Annotated in this window: 22 protein-coding genes and 1 riboswitch; of the genes, 18 read left to right on the forward strand and 4 right to left on the reverse strand. The window is 70.6% G+C overall.

Annotated elements, in window-relative coordinates:
* Window positions 1–175 precede the first annotated feature (175 nt).
* On the forward strand, window positions 176–562 hold the full coding sequence (locus ON36_RS31105; protein WP_245558278.1) for an STAS domain-containing protein: 387 nt from the start codon (window positions 176–178) through the stop codon (window positions 560–562).
* A 97-nt stretch (window positions 563–659) separates the two neighbouring features.
* Here the strand turns inward: ON36_RS31105 and ON36_RS31110 are convergent, their stop codons facing one another.
* Complete coding sequence (locus ON36_RS31110; RefSeq protein ID WP_043661250.1) at window positions 660–1,241, reverse strand: TetR/AcrR family transcriptional regulator; 582 nt, start codon at window positions 1,239–1,241, stop codon at window positions 660–662.
* An 88-nt stretch (window positions 1,242–1,329) separates the two neighbouring features.
* Here ON36_RS31110 and ON36_RS31115 point away from each other — a divergent pair, with 88 nt between their 5' ends.
* The 7 genes from ON36_RS31115 to ON36_RS31145 all read left to right on the forward strand — a co-directional run bounded on the left by ON36_RS31115 (window position 1,330) and on the right by ON36_RS31145 (window position 7,197).
* A complete protein-coding gene (locus tag ON36_RS31115; protein ID WP_043661253.1) occupies window positions 1,330–1,551 on the forward strand; it encodes a hypothetical protein in 222 nt (73 codons plus the stop codon).
* 126 nt (window positions 1,552–1,677) lie between these two features.
* Window positions 1,678–1,774, forward strand: a riboswitch (TPP riboswitch).
* Entirely contained in the window at window positions 1,768–2,469 is a 702-nt protein-coding gene (locus tag ON36_RS31120) for a TenA family protein (RefSeq protein ID WP_043661255.1), read from the forward strand. Its footprint overlaps the riboswitch before it by 7 nt.
* The gene (locus ON36_RS31125) at window positions 2,466–3,485 is read left to right on the forward strand and encodes an ABC transporter substrate-binding protein (protein ID WP_174377628.1); all 1,020 of its coding nucleotides are present in this window, start codon (window positions 2,466–2,468) and stop codon (window positions 3,483–3,485) included. Before ON36_RS31120 ends, ON36_RS31125 begins: the two co-directional genes overlap by 4 nt.
* Window positions 3,463–4,287 carry an ABC transporter permease gene (locus ON36_RS31130; RefSeq protein ID WP_043661259.1) on the forward strand — a complete coding sequence of 275 codons (825 nt, stop codon included), beginning with the start codon at window positions 3,463–3,465 and terminating at the stop codon, window positions 4,285–4,287. The genes ON36_RS31125 and ON36_RS31130 overlap by 23 nt, the downstream gene beginning before the upstream one ends.
* Window positions 4,280–5,080 (forward strand): ABC transporter ATP-binding protein, encoded by an 801-nt coding sequence (locus ON36_RS31135; RefSeq protein WP_043661261.1) that lies wholly within the window; start codon window positions 4,280–4,282, stop codon window positions 5,078–5,080. The genes ON36_RS31130 and ON36_RS31135 overlap by 8 nt, the downstream gene beginning before the upstream one ends.
* 186 nt (window positions 5,081–5,266) lie before the next feature.
* A complete protein-coding gene (locus tag ON36_RS31140; RefSeq protein ID WP_083885573.1) occupies window positions 5,267–6,844 on the forward strand; it encodes a sugar porter family MFS transporter in 1,578 nt (525 codons plus the stop codon).
* Window positions 6,845–6,957: 113 nt separating this feature from the next.
* Entirely contained in the window at window positions 6,958–7,197 is a 240-nt protein-coding gene (locus ON36_RS31145; RefSeq protein WP_043661263.1) for a hypothetical protein, read from the forward strand.
* Window positions 7,198–7,289: 92 nt separating this feature from the next.
* Here ON36_RS31145 and ON36_RS35210 read toward each other — a convergent pair whose 3' ends face one another.
* Window positions 7,290–7,487 (reverse strand): hypothetical protein, encoded by a 198-nt coding sequence (locus tag ON36_RS35210; protein WP_157225100.1) that lies wholly within the window; start codon window positions 7,485–7,487, stop codon window positions 7,290–7,292.
* A gap of 329 nt (window positions 7,488–7,816) precedes the next feature.
* Between ON36_RS35210 and ON36_RS31150 the strand changes: the two genes are divergently transcribed.
* Window positions 7,817–8,047, forward strand: a complete 231-nt coding sequence (locus ON36_RS31150) for a hypothetical protein (RefSeq protein WP_043661266.1) — start codon at window positions 7,817–7,819, stop codon at window positions 8,045–8,047.
* A 105-nt stretch (window positions 8,048–8,152) separates the two neighbouring features.
* Here ON36_RS31150 and ON36_RS36720 read toward each other — a convergent pair whose 3' ends face one another.
* Window positions 8,153–8,278, reverse strand: coding sequence for a hypothetical protein (locus ON36_RS36720; protein WP_281004931.1), 126 nt, complete (start codon window positions 8,276–8,278; stop codon window positions 8,153–8,155).
* A gap of 314 nt (window positions 8,279–8,592) precedes the next feature.
* Complete coding sequence (locus ON36_RS31155) at window positions 8,593–8,997, reverse strand: DUF4870 domain-containing protein (RefSeq protein ID WP_043661269.1); 405 nt, start codon at window positions 8,995–8,997, stop codon at window positions 8,593–8,595.
* A 146-nt stretch (window positions 8,998–9,143) separates the two neighbouring features.
* On the opposite strand from ON36_RS31155, the gene ON36_RS31160 reads away from it, so the two are divergent.
* The 9 genes from ON36_RS31160 to ON36_RS31200 all read left to right on the forward strand — a co-directional run bounded on the left by ON36_RS31160 (window position 9,144) and on the right by ON36_RS31200 (window position 17,402).
* Window positions 9,144–9,953, forward strand: coding sequence for an acyl-CoA thioesterase (locus tag ON36_RS31160; RefSeq protein WP_043661272.1), 810 nt, complete (start codon window positions 9,144–9,146; stop codon window positions 9,951–9,953).
* A gap of 128 nt (window positions 9,954–10,081) precedes the next feature.
* A complete protein-coding gene (locus ON36_RS31165) occupies window positions 10,082–10,594 on the forward strand; it encodes an OmpA family protein (protein WP_043661275.1) in 513 nt (170 codons plus the stop codon).
* 187 nt (window positions 10,595–10,781) lie between these two features.
* Window positions 10,782–10,973, forward strand: coding sequence for a hypothetical protein (locus ON36_RS31170; protein WP_043661277.1), 192 nt, complete (start codon window positions 10,782–10,784; stop codon window positions 10,971–10,973).
* Window positions 10,974–11,314: 341 nt separating this feature from the next.
* Window positions 11,315–12,625 carry a DUF1254 domain-containing protein gene (locus tag ON36_RS31175; RefSeq protein WP_043661279.1) on the forward strand — a complete coding sequence of 437 codons (1,311 nt, stop codon included), beginning with the start codon at window positions 11,315–11,317 and terminating at the stop codon, window positions 12,623–12,625.
* 135 nt (window positions 12,626–12,760) lie between these two features.
* Window positions 12,761–13,267 (forward strand): TspO/MBR family protein, encoded by a 507-nt coding sequence (locus ON36_RS31180; RefSeq protein ID WP_052314571.1) that lies wholly within the window; start codon window positions 12,761–12,763, stop codon window positions 13,265–13,267.
* Between the two features lie 763 nt (window positions 13,268–14,030).
* Window positions 14,031–14,375 (forward strand): hypothetical protein, encoded by a 345-nt coding sequence (locus tag ON36_RS31185; RefSeq protein WP_157225101.1) that lies wholly within the window; start codon window positions 14,031–14,033, stop codon window positions 14,373–14,375.
* 676 nt (window positions 14,376–15,051) lie between these two features.
* On the forward strand, window positions 15,052–15,669 hold the full coding sequence (locus ON36_RS36485; protein ID WP_043661283.1) for a hypothetical protein: 618 nt from the start codon (window positions 15,052–15,054) through the stop codon (window positions 15,667–15,669).
* Window positions 15,670–15,825: 156 nt separating this feature from the next.
* The gene (locus ON36_RS31195; RefSeq protein ID WP_245558279.1) at window positions 15,826–16,335 is read left to right on the forward strand and encodes a MarR family winged helix-turn-helix transcriptional regulator; all 510 of its coding nucleotides are present in this window, start codon (window positions 15,826–15,828) and stop codon (window positions 16,333–16,335) included.
* 104 nt (window positions 16,336–16,439) lie between these two features.
* The gene (locus tag ON36_RS31200) at window positions 16,440–17,402 is read left to right on the forward strand and encodes a YihY/virulence factor BrkB family protein (RefSeq protein WP_245558280.1); all 963 of its coding nucleotides are present in this window, start codon (window positions 16,440–16,442) and stop codon (window positions 17,400–17,402) included.
* The last annotated feature ends 14 nt before the right edge of the window (window positions 17,403–17,416 follow it).

Below are 17,416 nucleotides of genomic sequence, written 5' to 3' on the forward strand. Positions count from 1 at the left end.
CATCTATGTCGAACTCGAGCTCGAGTGTGACACGCACCGCTCGTGATCCGAGTCCTGGTGCAGAATACCGCGCCCGTGCGGTCGACGGCCGTTTGCGGTCGGTGGGATGGGGTAGGTTGTCTGCGATCGATGCAATCTTCGCCGCGCCGGCGAAGCCAGTGGCAAGAGGTGGACAGTGACCGACGGTGACCAGGAGTTCGTGATGGCCGCAGCAGAAGTGTCCCGTGACCTCGACATCCAGGTCAGGGCCCACGAGGGGTTCGAGATCCTCACGGTACGCGGCGAGGTGGACATGGCCTCGGCCCCGCAGTTGCAGGCGGCCCTGCAGGACGCCCGCTCCCGCGGCAAGACCCTCGTGGTCGACATGACCCACGTCGGTTTCCTCGGTTCCGCCGGCCTCAGCGCTCTGCTCGTGGTCTCCAAGGGCGCCCCCGACCAGCTGCGCGTGGTCGCCTCCCGCGAGGTCGCCCGGCCGATCGAGCTGACCGGGCTGGACAAGCTGCTGTCGGTCTACGCGACGCTCGAGGCGGCCGTGGCCGCACCGGACACCACCGCCGTCTGAGCACCCGCTCCCGGCCCCGGCTCGAAGACGATGGGCCGGTTCGGCGGTGATTTCGGACCGATCGTTCTGACCGATCGTTCTGACGAAGAGTGCTCCGTCAGCCCAGGATGGACCGCGCGATCCGGCTCGCGTCGCGCAGCCGGTCGGCGGCGTCGGGCGCGCGTTCGAGCACCCAGACGCCCTGCAGGAACACGAGCAGGAACCGCGCCAGCGCCCGTGGGTCGGCGTCCGCGGCGAGCTCGCCCTGGGCGCGGGCGCGGGTGAGTGCCGAGTGCAGGGCCGACTCGGTACGCGCCCAGCTCGATTCGACGACCCGGGCGACCTCGGGATCGCCCGCGGCCAGCTCCACCGCGGCATTGGTGACCAGGCAGCCCAGATAGCGGTTCTCCGTGCAGGATTCGGTCACGAACAGCTCGATCAGCCCATGGACCAGCGGCAGCGCCGGACCGGTGCCGGAGAGCTGGGCGGTGATCCGTAGATCGACGATCTCCACGTGGCGCCGCAGCGCCTTCATGAACAGGTCGTGCTTGGGTCCGTACGTCGAATAGATGCAGGCCCGCGCGATGCCGAGATGGTCGACCAGGTCCGCGATCGAGGTCGCCTCGTAGCCCTGGCGCCAGAACAGATCCAGCGCGCGACCCAGCACCTCGTCGGGGTCGAATTCCTTGGTACGCGCCATGTTCGGAGCATAGCAACCGCTATTGCGACCGATCGGTCAAATATGGAACACTGCGGGGCGCTCCACACAATCGAACAAAGGACCTCTCATGTCGTTCAGCAAGTCGCTCGGCGCCTGCGCCGCGGCAGTGGCCTTCGGTGCCCTGCTCGGCGCGGGCCCCGCGGCGGCCGCCGCCGTCGAGCCCGCCCCGGTGGTCGCCCCCGGTGAGCCCGCGCCCGGCGGGACGTCGACGGGCAGCGCCGTCACCGACGCCTTCGCCGCGCTGGTGCGCACGATGCAGTGCGGCTCGGCCGCGCAGTGCCCGTACTGATCCGCACCGCGTGACGAACGGCCGGGGACACCGCCACGGAGTCCCCGGCCGGTCCGCGTCCGCGACCGGGGGCACGGCAGCGGGTACGTACTCCGCGCGCCGGTGGTCGCTGCTACGGTCGAACGAGTATCCGACACGGGGTGCCCCGCGACCGCGGGGCTGAGAACACACCCGCCGAACCTGTCCAGGTAATGCTGACGAAGGGATGTCACGGCGTTGCGCGCCCACACGAACACCGAGCGATTCACCGACCACCTGTGGTCGCAGACCAAGGCCCTGCGCGCCGCGATCGACGACCTGGAATTCCTGCGGCTCCTCGGCGAGGGCACGCTGCCCCTCGACGCGTTCCGCACCTACATCGAACAGGACTCGTTGTACCTCACGGGCTACGCGAAGGCGCTGGCCCTGCTCGCCGCCAAGTCCCCGGACCCGGCGACCGCCGCGTTCTGGGCGACCTCGTCCGCCTCGGCGGCCGCCGTCGAATCGGCCATGCACGACGAGCTGCTCACCGGCGGCGCGCTGCCCCCGCGGCAGGGTGAACCCGAGCACTCGCCGACCTGCCTGGCCTACGTCTCCTACCTGGTCGCCACCGCCGCGACCGAGCCCTACGCCGTCGCCGCCGCGGCGGCCCTGCCGTGCTTCTGGATCTACGCCGAGGTCGGGCGCGACCTCGCCCGCCGGGCCGCCTCGGTGATCGCCGCCGACCCGACCCATCCCTACGCCCGGTGGGTCACCACCTACGGCGCCGAGGAGTTCCAGAACTCCTCGGACACCGCCCGCGCGCTGGTCGACGCCGCCGCCGAGTCGGCGGACGAGCGCGACCGCGCGGCGATGGAGCAGGCGTTCACCCTCGCCTGCCGCTATGAGCTGCTGTTCTGGGACACCGTCCTGCGCCCCCAGCCCTGGCCCGCCGCGTGAACGGGCCGCTGCGCCGCGCGCTCGCGGTCCTCGTCGCCCTCGTCGCCGGCCTGTCGGCGGTCACGGCCTGCGCTTCCGACGACTCCGGCGACACGATCCGGTTCGCCCTGGACTGGACGCCCAACACCAACCACACCGGCCTCTACGTCGCCCTGCAGCGCGGCTACTTCGCCGATGCCGGTCTCGACGTGCGGATCCTGCCGTACAACAACACCTCCGTCGACACCGTGATCGACGCGGGCAACGCGGAATTCGGCATCAGCACCCACAACTCGGCCACCTTCGCCCGCGCCTCGGGCGCCCGGGTCCGCTCGGTGCTCGCGCCCCTGCAGCACTGGGCGACCGGCATCGGGGTGCGCGCCGACCGGGCCGACCTGGCGAGCCCGAAGAACCTGGACGGCAGAACCTACGCGGGATTCGGCGACCCGGGGGAGCGCGAGACCCTGCAGCAGGTCATCCGCAACGACGGCGGCAAGGGCGAGTTCACCTCCGTGACGCTCGGCTCGTCCGCCTACGAGGCCGTCTATTCGGGCAAGGCGGACTTCACCGTCTCCTACCTCGCCTGGGAGGGCATCGAGGCCGAACACCACGGCACGCCCATGCGCTACTTCCGCTACACCGACTTCGGGTTCCCGGACTCCTACGCCATCGTGGTCGACGGCAACGAGAGCTGGCTGGCCGCCAACCCGGATCGGGCGCGGAAGTTCGTCCAGGCCCTGCAGCGCGGCTACCAGTTCGCCGCCGACGACCCCGACGCGGCCGCCCGCGACCTCCTCGACGCCAATCCCGGCGCCTTCACCGACGAGGGGCTGGTCTTCCAGAGCCAGCGCATGCTGGCCGCCGAATTCATGAAGGACGCCGCGGGCCGGGTGGGCGGGCAGACCGCCCAGCAGTGGGCCGCCAACTCCGGATTCCTCTATCGGGGCGGCCTGCTGAACGGGCCCGACGGCAAGCCGCTGACCACCGAACCCGACTGGTCGACCTACTTCACCAATGAATACCTCGCCGCCCCCTGACCTGCCCGCGAGCGACCGGGGGCGGCCCGGACGCGGCGGCCTGCGCTGGGCGCTGCCGTCGGTGATCACCGTCGCCGTCCTCGTCGCCGTCTGGCAGATCTACGCCATGACCAGCGGGATCCGCCCGCAGGTGCTGCCCTCGCCGCTGCGGGTGCTGCGCCAGGGCTGGGCACACCGCGACGAGATCGCCACCCACGCGGCGGCCACCCTGCAGGTGACCCTGGCCGGGTTCGGGCTCTCGCTCGTTCTGGCCTGGACCCTGGCGATCGTCGTGGACTTCTCCCCCTGGCTGCGCCGCGCGCTCGTGCCGCTGTTCGTGGCCTCGCAGACCCTGCCCATCGTCGCCGTCGCGCCGCTGATGATCATCTGGTTCGGCTTCGGGCTGCTGCCCAAGGTCCTGGTGGTCGCGCTGGTCACCTTCTTCCCGATGGCCATCGGCCTGATCGAGGGATTCGCCGCCGCCGACCGGGACGCGGGCGCGCTGCTGCGCAGCATGGGCGCCTCCCGCGCCCAGGTCTTCCGGTACCTGCGGCTGCCTTCGGCGATCCCGCGCTTCTTCACCGCGCTCCGCATCGGCATCACCTACGCCGTCGTCGGCGCGGTCTTCGCCGAATACGTCGGTGCCAGCGCCGGTCTCGGCATCTACATGAGTCTGCAGAAGAACTCCTTCCGGACCGACCTCGTCCTGGCGGCGGTCCTGGTGACCGCGCTGCTGAGCATCGCGCTCTACCTGGCCACCTTCGCGATCGAACGGCTGGTCGCCCCGTGGTCGCGCGCGCGGAACGGGAGCGATCGTGCCTGAGCCGACCGGCGACCGGATCGTCGTCGACCGCGTCACGAAGTCCTTCCCCCAGCCCGGCCGGAACACCCCGGACCTGGCGGTCCTCGGCGGGGTGTCGTTCACCGTGCGGGCCGGGGAGTTCGTCACCGTCATCGGCCCGAGCGGCTGCGGCAAGAGCACCGTGTTCAACATGCTCGCCGGGCTGGAGACCCCGGACTCGGGCAGCATCGGTTTCGGCGCGGGCGGGAACACCGCCGGGCACTGCGCCTACATGCCGCAGAAGGACCTGCTGTTCCCCTGGCGCACCGTCCTCGACAACACCGTGCTCGGCCTCCGGGTGCAGGGCGTGCCGAAGGCCGAGGCCCGGCGCCGTGCCCGGGCGCTGTTCCCGCTGTTCGGCCTGTCCGGCTTCGAGGACGCGCGCCCGGACGAGCTGTCCGGCGGCATGCGCCAGCGCGCCGCGCTGCTGCGCACCGTGGTCCAGGACCGCGAGCTGGTGCTGCTCGACGAGCCCTTCGGCGCCCTGGACTCGCTCACCCGCACCGAGATGCAGTCCTGGCTCCAGGACGTCTGGCAGCGCTACCGCTGGATGGTCCTGATGATCACCCACGACATCCGCGAGGCGGTCTACCTCTCGGACCGGGTCGTCGTCCTCTCGGCCCGCCCGGCCACCGTCCGTCACGAGATGCGGATCGACCTGCCGCGCCCGCGCACGCTGTCGCTGCTGACCACGCCGGAATTCGTCGCCCTGGAGGAGGAACTCCTGGCGGTGCTGCACGAGCATTCCGGGCCGTCGGGCGCCGGATCCCGCTGACCACCCCGCGCCGCATCCCGCCGGACCGTCGCTCGGATCATCATCGCTGGTCACGGCGTGTTTATCGAGCAGAGGCCGGATCGTGCCCGCCGCGCGGAGCGTGCCCGGTAATGTCGGCCGGACGTGCGCGTCACATCCGGCCGAGGTTCCGGGTCTCCGGTCCTCGCCGACCCCGGAGGTGCAGAGATGGCGGATTCACCGATCGACGAGGGCGCCGGAACCCCGGTGCCCGGCGACGTCCTCACCCCGCCGACGGGCACGCCGGCCCTGCGTCCGGCCGACCGCCTCATCCACCCCGACACCGACGTGCCGGTCCGCGGCCCGAATCCCGTGCCGGTCGACACGGGACAGGTGACGATCGACCCCGTCCCCGAGCCGCCCGTGGCCGACGCCGCCGACGATCCCGCGCACGTCGCGATGCGCGCGCGGATCAAGCGGTTCGTGCTGACCGTCGTGATCATCGCCGCGCTCGGCGGCGCCCTCTTCGGCTACGACACCGGTGTCATCTCCGGCGTGCTGGTCTACCTGACGCCCGATTTCGGCCTCAGTTCCACCCAGGTCGGGGTGATCACCTCCTCCCTGCTGATCGGCGCCGCCATAGGGTCGCTGACCGGCGGGTGGCTGGCCGACCGGGTCGGCAGGCGCCGTACGCTCCTCGGCGCCGCCACCCTGTTCTTCGCGGGCGCGATCGCCCAGGCGCTGAGCCCGAACCCGGCCTTCATGGTCGGCACCCGGCTGCTGCTCGGCGTCGCCGTCGGCACCGCCTCGCTGGTGGTGCCCATGTACGTCTCCGAGATCGCGCCCGCCACCTACCGTGGCCGCCTGGTTTCGATGAACAGCCTGATGATCGCCAGCGGCCAGCTCCTGGCCTACATCGTCAACGCCCTGCTGGCGCCGACCGGCAACTGGCGGGTCATGCTGGCCATGGCCGCGATCCCGGCCGTCGCGCTGTTCGCCGGGATGCTGTTCATGCCCGATTCGCCGCGCTGGTACCTGAGCAAGGGGCGCGAGGACGACGCCCGCCGGGTCCTGCGGCGCTCCTACTATCCCGAGCACGTCGAACCGACCATCACCGAGATCGAGGAGACCACGGCCGCCGACCGGGCGGTGAAGGCGAGCCTGCGTGACCAGTTGCGCAAACCCAAGGTGCGCGCGCTGTTCTGGACCGGCGTCGGCCTCGCGCTCATCCAGCAGTTCGTCGGCGTGAACACCGTGGTCTACTACGCGCCGACGACCCTGACCCAGGCCGGGCTCGGCGACAGCAGCGCCGTCACCTCCTCCATCGGCATCGGGATCGGCGCGGTGCTCGGCGTGCTGGGCGGCATGAGCCTGGTGGACCGGATCGGCCGCCGCCCCACCATGTTCGCCGGTATGACGGTCATGATCGTGGCGCTGATCGCCATGGCCGCCGCCGAGGCCCTCCTGCCCGACGAGCCCGCCTCCGGCTACCTCCTGCTGGCCATGATGATCCTCTACATCGGCTCCTTCCAGGTCGGCGTCGGCGTGCCGACCTGGCTGCTGCTGTCGGAGATCTTCCCCGCGCCGATCCGCTCGGTGGCCATGTCGATCACCACCTTCCTGGTGTGGGCGGGCAATTTCGTGGTCTCCCTCGTCTTCCCGCCGCTGGGCGACCTGTGGGGGCCCTCGACGATGTTCGTCATCTTCGCCGCCGTCGGCGTCGCCTCGCTGGCGTTCTGCTACCGGCGCGTGCCCGAGACCAAAGGCGTGTCCCTGGAACAGATCACCGCCGCCGCCGAGAGCTGACCGGATCGAAGATCCCGCCACGCGCTGATTACCGCCGCGCGGACGGGGAATGTACCCACCGGTACATCGCATCGGTGCCCCGTCCGCCGGGCGGGCCACGCCAGGAGGTCAGCATGCCGTTCGCCGCCGCCCGACAGGACTTCGCCGCCGTGGCCGAGCCGCCCGCCGTCACAGGAGAGGACGACGACAGGGACGGCTCGCTGGTGGCCGGGCTGCGCGACGACCACCTGCGCGCGCTGCTGTCCACCGCGTCGGGCCTGTCGACCGAGGCGCTGCTGTGGCTCGGCGCGGCCGCGGAGTCGCTACGCCGCACCGAATCCCTGCCCACGGTGGGCTATTCCGCGCAGCTCTGACGCCATCGCCGGCATCCGACCACGACGGCCGGGGCGCCCGCGCAGGCGCCGCCCACGCGGGCCGACACCGGCCCGGACTCCCGGGATCGCGGTCAGCGGACGAAGAACTCGGCGTTCGGCCTGCGGAAGTCCCACGGGAGATCCTCCTCGGGCCAGTCCTGCTCGACCCCACCGTCGAGATGCCCCACCCCGACACCGACGATCACCCGCCACACGCGCGGTCGCAGACAGCCGATCACCAGGCACGGGATCGTTCCCGGTTCCCGTGTCGGGAAGACTTCACGACGCACGCGACCTCCTGCGGAAGGCGGTGCCTACCCGCCCGATTCGTCGCGGCCACCGCAGGAGTCCAGTATCGACGGCGCCGGCGGCCGGCGACAACCCAATTCCTCGTGGTCGCTGGTTCGGACCTCCGCCGTCGTCCGAACGGCGCGATGGAATCGCCCACCACACTCGCGCGCGTGACGCCCTGAGGTCTTCCTGTCGGGGGCGGTAGGACCGAGGTCCGCGCGTGGCGTGCAGTGTCCGAGCGGAAGGCACTGTCTCACCCGGATAACGGTGTGCCCCCTCGCCGACGTTCGCGCTGCGAGCGCGGTAGCCGGGACGTAGCTTGGCGGCCATGTCCGACATTCCTGCCTCCGGCCTGTTCGACAGCGTGTGGGACTGGGCGCACCGCAACGCGGCGGAATACCGCGACGAAGCGGCGTTCGTCGAGGCCACCACCGCCTGTGCCCGCCACCTCAACGATCGGGAGTTCCACGGCCGCACCGAAGCTCAGATCGCCGACCTCGCCGTCAGTATCGCCGGCCGCGCCTGGCAGCGCCGCGGCGAGCGTCCGCTCGGCCCGTGATCCGGGCCCGCCACCCGCCCGTCCGCGACGCGCCCCGCTGAGTGACCGCGGGCCCCACCGCGGTGCGGCGGCGAGACCTCGGCGGCGGCGCGGTCGCGCGTGCCGCTAGGAGCCGGCGATGGTGAGCTGCCCGGTGGCCCAGAGCACTTCGTTGCCGTCGCCGTCGTCGAGGCGGACGCTGAAGGTCGCGGTGTGCCCGGCGACGAAGCTGTTCCCGTTGAGGCTGGGCACCGGCAGGGTGAGAGTGACGGTCCGGCCGGTGCAGTTCGGGTTCGTCCGACCCGGACTCAGAGTGGATCAGTGCAATCCGCTGTACTGCTGCGTGACTCGGGCGTTCCCGGCGCCGTGGTGCTTGTCGCGGCCTCCGATGCGGCGACTGCACGACCGCCGTTTGGCAATGCGGGTGAGGCGGTGGTGCCGGCGACGATGGTCGCGGCGTAACCGGTGGCGCGGCGCGGGCAGCGGCAGAACCCCGCCGACGCCCGCAGGCGGCCCGAGGTGAGTCCTCGGGCCGCCCGTCCCGGCGTTGCGTGGGCGCCGCGGCACTACCCGACCGAGCCGGCCAGCCGGTCGGCGTAGGGGGCGACGAACTTCCCGACCAGGGGGAGCTCGGCCCGCGCCCCGCCGGTGTTGTTCGCCTGGACGATGGCCATGATCCACACGACCACCGTGAACACCCCGAGCGCGAGGCCGGCGAGGCTGAACACGATCCCGAGCGCCCCGACGAGCACCCCGACGACGGCGCCGATGACGCTGAGCGCGATGTTGAGGACCGAGACCGCGCCGAAGAAGACGACCGATTGCGCGGCATGGAATTTCACGTCGGGGTCGTTCTTGCCGACGAAGAGGAACACGAGGCCGGAGAGCCAGCCCAGCACGTAGGACAGGATCGCGCTGGTCTTCTTGTCCAGGCCGGAGGACTGGTTGGTGGGGTGCTGTGAAGAGGTCATGCCGATGAGTAGATCGGGCGGCCGCCACCTACCGATCCCAGGTTTCGGGAAGAACCGCAGGTCGCGGTGGGTGCGCGGGGGCGCGGGGCGCTCGGGGTCCGTCCCGTCCGGCGAAGGACCGTGTGGTCGCGTTACTGTCCGGTCTCATGGCGATCATCGAAAAGGCCCTGGCGGTCGAGCGGCTCGAACGGGACATCTTTCGTGGGGCGACCATCGAGTCGCAGTTGCCGCGGACCTTCGGTGGTCAGGTGGCGGGCCAGGCGCTGGTCTCGGCGGTGCGCACCGTCGACCCCGCCTACCGCGTGCACTCCCTGCACGGCTACTTCCTTCGCCCGGGAAATCCGCTGGAGCGCACCGTCTATCAGGTCGACCGGATCCGGGAGGGGCGTTCGTTCTGCACCCGGCGGGTCACCGGCATCCAGGACGGCCAGGCCATCTTCACGATGGCCGCGTCGTTCCATCACGGCGACGAGGGCCCGGAGCATCAGGACGTCATGCCCGATGTCGAGCTGCCGGAGAATCTTCCCGACGATTCGTTCAGTCCGGAACGGCAGTGGATCAAGCGCGAGTGGGAGGACTGGGACTTCGTCCTCGTCCCGCCCGACCGGGTCACCGACCGGGACGGCGTGGTCTCGGCCCAGCAGGTCTGGTTCCGCTACAGGCACCGGCTACCCGACGACCAGGTGTTCCACGTCTGCACCCTCGCCTACATGAGCGACATGACCCTGCTCGGCTCCTCCAAGGTCAACCACCGCGACATCCGCACCCAGGAGGCGTCCCTCGACCACGCCATGTGGTTCCTGCGTCCCTTCCGCGCCGACGAATGGCTCCTCTACGACCAGTCCTCCCCGTCGGCGGACGGCGGCCGCGCCCTCACCCAGGGCAAGATCTGGGACCGCGACGGCACGCTGGTCGCCATGGTCATGCAGGAAGTACTGCTGCGCACCGCGCAGTAGTCACCTCCCCGAAGGACGAGTCGGCGGCCGGAGATCACCCGAATCGGGTGAGGTGCGCGGGCGGGGGACGGGGGAGTGTTCGCGTGTGGGATCCGGTCCTTGTCCGACACACAGAACGGGAGACATCCATGAAGCTCGAGGTCGGCGCCGTCGGGGCAGCATCGATCGTGGCGGTCGCGCTGGTGATCGGGGGGTGTAGCTCCGGCGACGACGAATCCTCGTCGAGCCCCACCTCCACCGCCCAGGTCAGTCCGATGCGCAGCAGCGTCGCCGCGACGGCGTCGTCGGCGGTGAACTCCGCGCTCGACAGCGTGGAGCAGGGCGTCCAGAACACGATCAACAAGGTCCTGACCGCCGCGCCCATCACCTTCGATCCGGGCAGCTCCGACCTCGGCGCCACCCTCAAGGCGGTCGCGGCCGCGCTGCAGGGCAACGGCACCAAGATCGAGGTCACCACCTACGCCAAGGACTCCAACCCCGCCACCGCCGCGTCGCTGGCCAAGTCGCGCGGGGACAACATCGTGGCCGAGCTGGAGTCCGACGGCATCGACAAGTCGCGGATCACGCTGAAGTCCGACGGGAATCCCTCCGATTCGTCGATCAACGCCGATCAGGCGAAGATCACCGTCGTCGACGCCTGAGCCCGACCCGCCCGGCGCACGGCCATTGCGGGTGAACCCGCGTGCCGCGCGACCCCGACGGGTACGGTCGAGTCCACCGGCGACGATCACCGGCGCGGGCGCCCGAGCGCACCGCACCGTGATCGCGCGCCGGCCTCGGGTGGAGGCATCAGGCATCCAGTTGGGGACTATCCGCAAGGGAGCCTTGATGACCTCGGTCGGTAACAGCCGTCCCCTCGAAGACCACAGCGCGTTCGCGGACGTGCGGGCGGCCGAGAAGGCCTTCCGCGTCCAGCAGGACGCCCTGGCCGCGCGGACGGTCGCGGGACACTCCCACGACAGCGCCGACTGCGCGCGCCTGCTGGCCATGCTCGGCCTGGACAACGCCGAATCGAACTGAGCCCGCCGCCGGGTGCGCCTGCCTCAGTAGTCGATCGTGTCGCGGACTATGGGGGCAGGTCATGCGGCGCCCGCCGCGGCCGAGGTCGGATAACCTCGACGCCCTGCCTGCGCGGCGCGAGCGTCGGCCAGGCCTGCCGAGACGCGCCTACGTCCTCCGACCGCGGCACCATCGACGTCGCCGTCAGGCGCGTGGCGGCCACCCGACAGCCCCGGCTCGACGTCCACGCCTCGTGCCCCGAGTTCATAACGGCAAACGCCGAGTGATTGTCCCGGATCGGAGGGCGCTGTTAGCGTCGCAGCAGCCACTACCGGTGTCTTGCGAGGCGATGCGGAGGCGTGATGAGCGTTCTGTCCGACGATCTGCAAACCCTGAGTTACGAAGCGTATGTGTACCTGTATCCGCTGGTGACGATGGACGTCACCCGTCGTCAGGAAACGAACACCGCCGCCGGCGAACGGCCGGGCTTCGGCCCACCCAACCAGTTCCACCACCTGCGCCGATTCCCCGACGCCGACTTCCGCGCGGTGGTGCGCCCGAACTTCGACACCCTCTACTCCTCGGCCTGGCTGGATCTGCGTCACGGCCCGGTCCGGTTGCACGTGCCCGACAGCGGCGACCGGTACTTCATGCTGCCGATCCTCGATGCGTGGACCGACGTGTTCGCCAATCCCGGCAAGCGCACGACCGGGACCGGCGAACAGGACTACGTCATCGTCGGCCCCGGCTTTCGCGGTGAGGTGCCCGACGGCCACACCGTGATCGCCTCGCCGACCCCGCACGCGTGGATCATCGGCCGCACCCAGACCAACGGCCCGGACGACTACGCGGCGGTCAACGCCTTCCAGGACGGCCTGTCCCTCACCCCGCCCCCGGACGCGCCCCCGTTCCGGCCCGACCCGGACCAGGCCGACTCGATCGAACCGCTGCGCCGGGTCAACACCATGACGGCGGAGGAGTTCTTCACCCGCGCCGCGGCGGCGATGAAGGTCGATCCGCCGCACTACACCGACTTCTCCCAGCTCGCCCGGATCGCCGCCCTCGGCATCGTGCCCGGCCGCGATCTCGACCTGTCCCGTTTCGGCTCCGGTGACCGCGAGCAGATCGAGGCGGGTGTGAAGGCCGCGCGCGCCGCCCTGGCCGCGGCCCCGACGAAGCTGGCCGCGCCCGTGAACGGATGGGTGAGCATGCTCGGCTCGATCGGCGTGTACGGCAACGAGTACCTCACGCGGGCGACGGTCACGTTGGTCGGGCTGGGCGCCAACCCGCCCGAGGACGCCATCTACCCCCTGCTCGCCCACGACGCCGACGGCGATCCGCTGATCGGCCTCACCGACTACGAGATCCACTTCGACGCCGACGCGCTGCCGCCGGTGGCCGCGTTCTGGTCGATCACCATGTACGACGACGAAGGATTCCAGGTCGCCAACGAACTGGACCGATACGCCCTCGGCGACCGCGACCCGCTGCGCTACAACCCCGACGGTTCCCTCGACATCCTCGTCTCCCACACCGACCCCGGCCCGGACCGGCAGGCGAACTGGCTGCCCGCCCCCGCGGGCCCTCTCGGCATCACGATGCGCCTCTACGCGCCGCGCCCCCAGGTCCTCGACGGCACCTGGAACCCGCCGCCGGTCCGCAAGCTCCGCTGACCCCGATGCCGCCGGGATCGTCGCGCCCGCCGTCGGGCGAACCCGGACGGAGTGGCGGTTGCGGCGGATCGTGTCGGGTGGCCTGACCCGCCGGCTGCCCGTTTGCCGCGGCGAGGCCCGGGTATCGCGATGCCCATGACGCTGATCCCGGCCGCGAAGACGGCGCACCGCGGGCCGTCGAGGCCCACGCTCATCCGGACGGCGCTCGGCGTGTCGGCCGCGGCGATCGTCGGATCGGCGGCGACCGACCCGGGCAGCGCCTGGTACCGGAGTCTGAGCAAGCCGGGTTTCCAGCCGCCGCCCGCGGCGTTCCCGCTGGCGTGGACCCTGCTCTACGCCGACCTGGCGGTGATCTTCGCGCTAGCGCTGGACAACGCGCCCGACGAGCGGCACGCCACCCGCACGCGGCGGGCGCTGGCCGTCGACCTGGTGCTGAACGCGGGGTGGTCGCTGGTCTTCTTCCGGGCGCATCGCCTCGGCGCCGCCACGCTGATCGCGGCGGCGCTCACCGCGAGCAGCGCCGATCTGACCCGCCGCGCGGCCGCCGCGGACCGGCGCGGTCTCGCCCTCGCGCCGTACCCGGCGTGGTGCGCCTTCGCCACGGTGCTGTCGGCCGCGCTCTGGCGGCGCAACCGCCGCTGACGCCCGGCGTCAGCGGGAGAGTAGCTGCAGGATCGGGTCCAGTCGAAGGATTCGCCGCCCCGGCGCGCGGTCTCGTCGATGCGCCGCCAGGCGATCCGCAACGCCGCCAGACCGATCGGGACGTTGACGAGGAGGATCGATCGCCGGCCAAGGGCCTCGGTCAACAATCCGCCGCCGATCGGGCCCGCGATCACACTCCCGTGCTCCCTCTCGGCCTGTTCCGCGATGCGGCGTTCTGGGCATCCATCGCGAACGGCTTCGCCTTCCAGTTCGAGGCATACGGGCTACTGTTCCCGATCGCGATCTACCTACAGCGCCACCAGGGTTACGAGGCCCTCGCTGAACGCCGCTCGCCAGATCGGCATGGCCGTCGGGATCGCGGTCCTCGGGTTGTGCCTGGTCCGGGCGGACCCGTCGTCGGTGTGCGGGCCGGGATCGCCGGCACGGCAGTCGCTTTCGCTTCGATCGCGGTGTCGGCCGCTCGCTACCTGCCCCGGCGGCGGCATCCATGACACGCGGCGACTCCCGGCTCGGGAGTGGCTGCCCGGTAGCCGATTCGCCGGGATGCGCGTCCGGTGCCGGATGTCCGGTTCGTCTCCCAGCGTGAACCCGCAGGGCCGAAGCACTCCCGACGAGGTATTCGGAAAGAGGTAGCCGGGGCCGGATCGAAGTCTACGATCCTACTGGTCGCGCGATGTCCAGTGGTCTACACGGGATTTCGCCACGGTGCTACGACGGAGTGGATGTAATGGCTCGGATCCTGATGGCGGTCGCCTCGGTGTTGGCCGGCTCGGCGGTGCTCGCCGGGTGCGGAGGTGCGGATGACGGGATTCAGCGCGCGGCCTCCACGTCCGCGGCGGGCATCACCAGTGCCGCGGTGACCTCCACCGCGATACCGCCCGAGCAGCTGCGGGCGAAGGCGTGCGCCGAGATGCTGCCGAAGCTCGAGAACATGCGGATCCAGGAACCGTCCAAGAGCAGGGCGCAACTCGTCGAGGCTGCGATCGCGGTGTTCTCCTCCTGGCCGGCGTTCCAGGAACTGAGTCCCGAGGAGCAGGCCGCCACCATCGAAGGCTCGCGCGACGCGATCAAGGGCGAGTGCGGATGAGGCGCCGTCGCGGGTCGATGCGCGCGTGCCGGGCCTGATATCGGTGCGCACGGGCGCGTGCACTCGTCGGTGATATTTCTGTTCGTCCACGTATTCGGGTCGCCCGATTCCGGGTGCGACCATTCTTGACGAGCAATTCTTTCGGCCCGCGGTGGCGTCGCCGATTGCCGCTCGGCCGGCGGGCGGTGCCCCACTCGCCGCTGCGGCGTGAATCGGGGAACCGTTCCGCTCCGGCCGACCTCCCGTGAAAAAGCCGGCCGTATCCGACGTCGGCGGCCCCGCTCTGTCAACGGCGGTGCGGGGCCGACGGCGACTCCCGGACGGGTGCCATCGGCTCGTCCCGGCGGAGGCGCTCGACCAGGGATGCCGGTGCCCGTCGAGGCCAGCCTGCCGTCCGGCGCGGCGCGACGCGACGTCGGGTGGCGTTCCCGGGTGAAAGTGATTTGCGCCGAGTAAATGCGCAGGTCTCCGCAATTCGACTCGACAATAGAGCGGAATATCTTTCGGCGGTTAGCTAACCGGGGTGAAAATCTAATAGCGGATATTAATGGCTACGAAACGTCGGGATTCGCGAATTCCGTCCATGAAAAGTTGGACGGGCGCTATATTTCATGCACACCCAATTAGCGGTACGACGAACCCGTCATTCCGCCGCTCGATATTCCGGGAGATCGCCATGAGCTCGACCTCTTCCCTGCTGCGCACCGCCTTTCTGGCTCCCGTGGCAGTCGCCACCGTCTTTTGTCTGGCCGCTCCGGTCAACGCTGCCCCGATCAGCGTGAACTGGAGCTGCCGGGGCACGATCTTCGGTATCGGCCAGACCTCGAGCATGACCACCTCGGTCACCGGCACCGCGCCCGCCTCGGCGGCGTCGGGCTCGGCGGTCGCCATCACCATCACGCCGGGCGCCTCGTCCGTGCCCAGCTCGGCGTCGGGCTTCACCGTGAACAACATCAGCAACCTCAAGATGACCATCCCGACGCCGGCGAACTCGACCCTCGTGTCGGCCACCGCCTCCGGCGGCAGCGTGGCGGGCACCGTCGCCACCTCGGGCGGGAACGTCGTGCTGACCGTGCCCGGCCCGATCCCCGGTGGCACCAGCTTCACGCCGCCCGCGGTGACCATCAACGTCACCGCAGGCGCCGCCGGGACGCCGATCACCAGCAAGTACGCGGGCACCAGCTACACCAGCCCCGGAATGACGATGACCACGAACGTCTCGTTGGTCGGCAACGTCGCCACCGCGTGCTACCCGAACCCGTCCCCGACCCTGACCACCACCACGGTCTCCTGACAGGTCGGCGGGCGCGGCCTCACGAGAGTCGCGCCCGCGTGGACGCCTTCGGCGAGCATCATCCGGACCGGGCCGCAGCGGCGGCCCGGTCCGGCCGTGCCCGGCCGGGTGCGCCCGCCCCGATGATCCCGCGCGGGTTCATCTTCCGAGTGAGCGATGGGAAAGCCTGTGTGCCCGACGACAAGCGAACCCGCCCGTATCTCCGTCGAGCTCAAACGAGCGCTGGAGTTCTATCACGGAACCGTCGAGGACCTGGTCCGCGAACTGATCCGCGTGCTGGGAGTGAACGAGACCGACCGCCGAGCCCTGGAGATCGTCCTGCTCGAGGAGGAGAAGTCCACGACGCCGGGAATGCTGGCCGAGCGCCTGGGTCTCACCTCCGCCGGCGTCGCCATCATGCTGAATCGATTGGAGAAGCAGGGCTATATCGCCCGATCCCTGCACCCGACGGATCGCCGCCGCGTGATCGTGATGGCCACCGAGCTCGCCGCGCGGCGCGTGCAGGAACTCGTGGTCCCGATGATCGTCGAGAGCTACAAGATGCTGCTGAGCTACTACGACGAGGAGGAACTCCGCCTCATCGCCGACTTCCTCACCCGCGCGGGTGAACTGCAACGGGTGCACCGGCAGCGCCTGCGCGGCGTCGACCCCTACCCGAGGCCCTAGACCGGGCCTGCCTTCCTCGGCCCACGCGCGCAGGGCCGCGCAGACGAGGTGATTGCGCCGCGGCGGCGCGGGGTATCGCCCCGACCGAACGGGAGGTGGGCGTGGTGATCGAGCACGCGAGGGCCGATGCGGGCGTGAGGGTGAAGCGGCGAGAGATCGAGGGCCCGTGGGCGTTACGGTCACGGACCTGGTGGGGAGTGCTGCGGCGCACGGTCGCCGAGGTCTTCGGTGACACCCTGCCCGACTGGGCCGCCGCACTCACCTACTACAGCGTGATCTCGTTGTTCCCCGGGGTCATGGTCGTCTCCGCGCTTCTCGGCCTCGCCGGCCCCGACGCGGGCCGGACGCTGATCGACACGATCGACCAGCTCGGCTACGGCGGCACGAACTCCGTTGCCGTGCAGGTGCTCACGCAACTCCAGGACGCCCGCTCCCTCGCGGGGCCGCTGGCGATACTGGGCATCGCGACCGCCCTGTGGACCGCGTCGGGCTATGTCGGGGCGTTCGTGCGCGCCTGCAACGTCGTCTACGACACCGACGAGGGCCGCCCGATCTGGAAGACGATTCCCCTGCGGCTCGCGCTCACCGCCGCGCTGGTGGTGCTGGTCGTGGTGTGCGCGGTCGGTGTCCTGGTCTCGGGGCGCGTCGCCGAGATCGTCGGCGCGTGGCTGGGCGTGGGTTCGGCCACCGTCACGGTGTGGGGCATCGTGAAATGGCCGGTCCTGGCGATCCTGGTCAGTCTCGCCTTCGCGCTGCTGTATTGGGCGGCGCCGAACGCCCGCCAGCCCGGGTTCCGCTGGTTGAGTCCCGGCAGCGTCCTCGCCGTGGTCCTCTGGGTCCTGGTTTCGGCCGGGTTCGCCTTCTATGCCACGCATTTCGGGTCCTACAACAAGGTCTACGGCTCCCTGGCCGGGGCGGTGGTGTTCCTGGTCTGGCTGTGGCTGACCAATATCGCGATCCTGCTCGGCGCCCAGTTCGACGCCGAACTCGCCCGAGGCCGCAACATCGACCGAGGCGCACCACCCGATCAGGAACCCATCCTGCCCCCACGGGACGCCCCGGAATAGCGTCCGCCGCCCCG

This window comes from Nocardia thailandica NBRC 100428 (assembly GCF_000308795.1).
Taxonomy (GTDB): Bacteria; Actinomycetota; Actinomycetes; order Mycobacteriales; family Mycobacteriaceae; genus Nocardia; species Nocardia thailandica.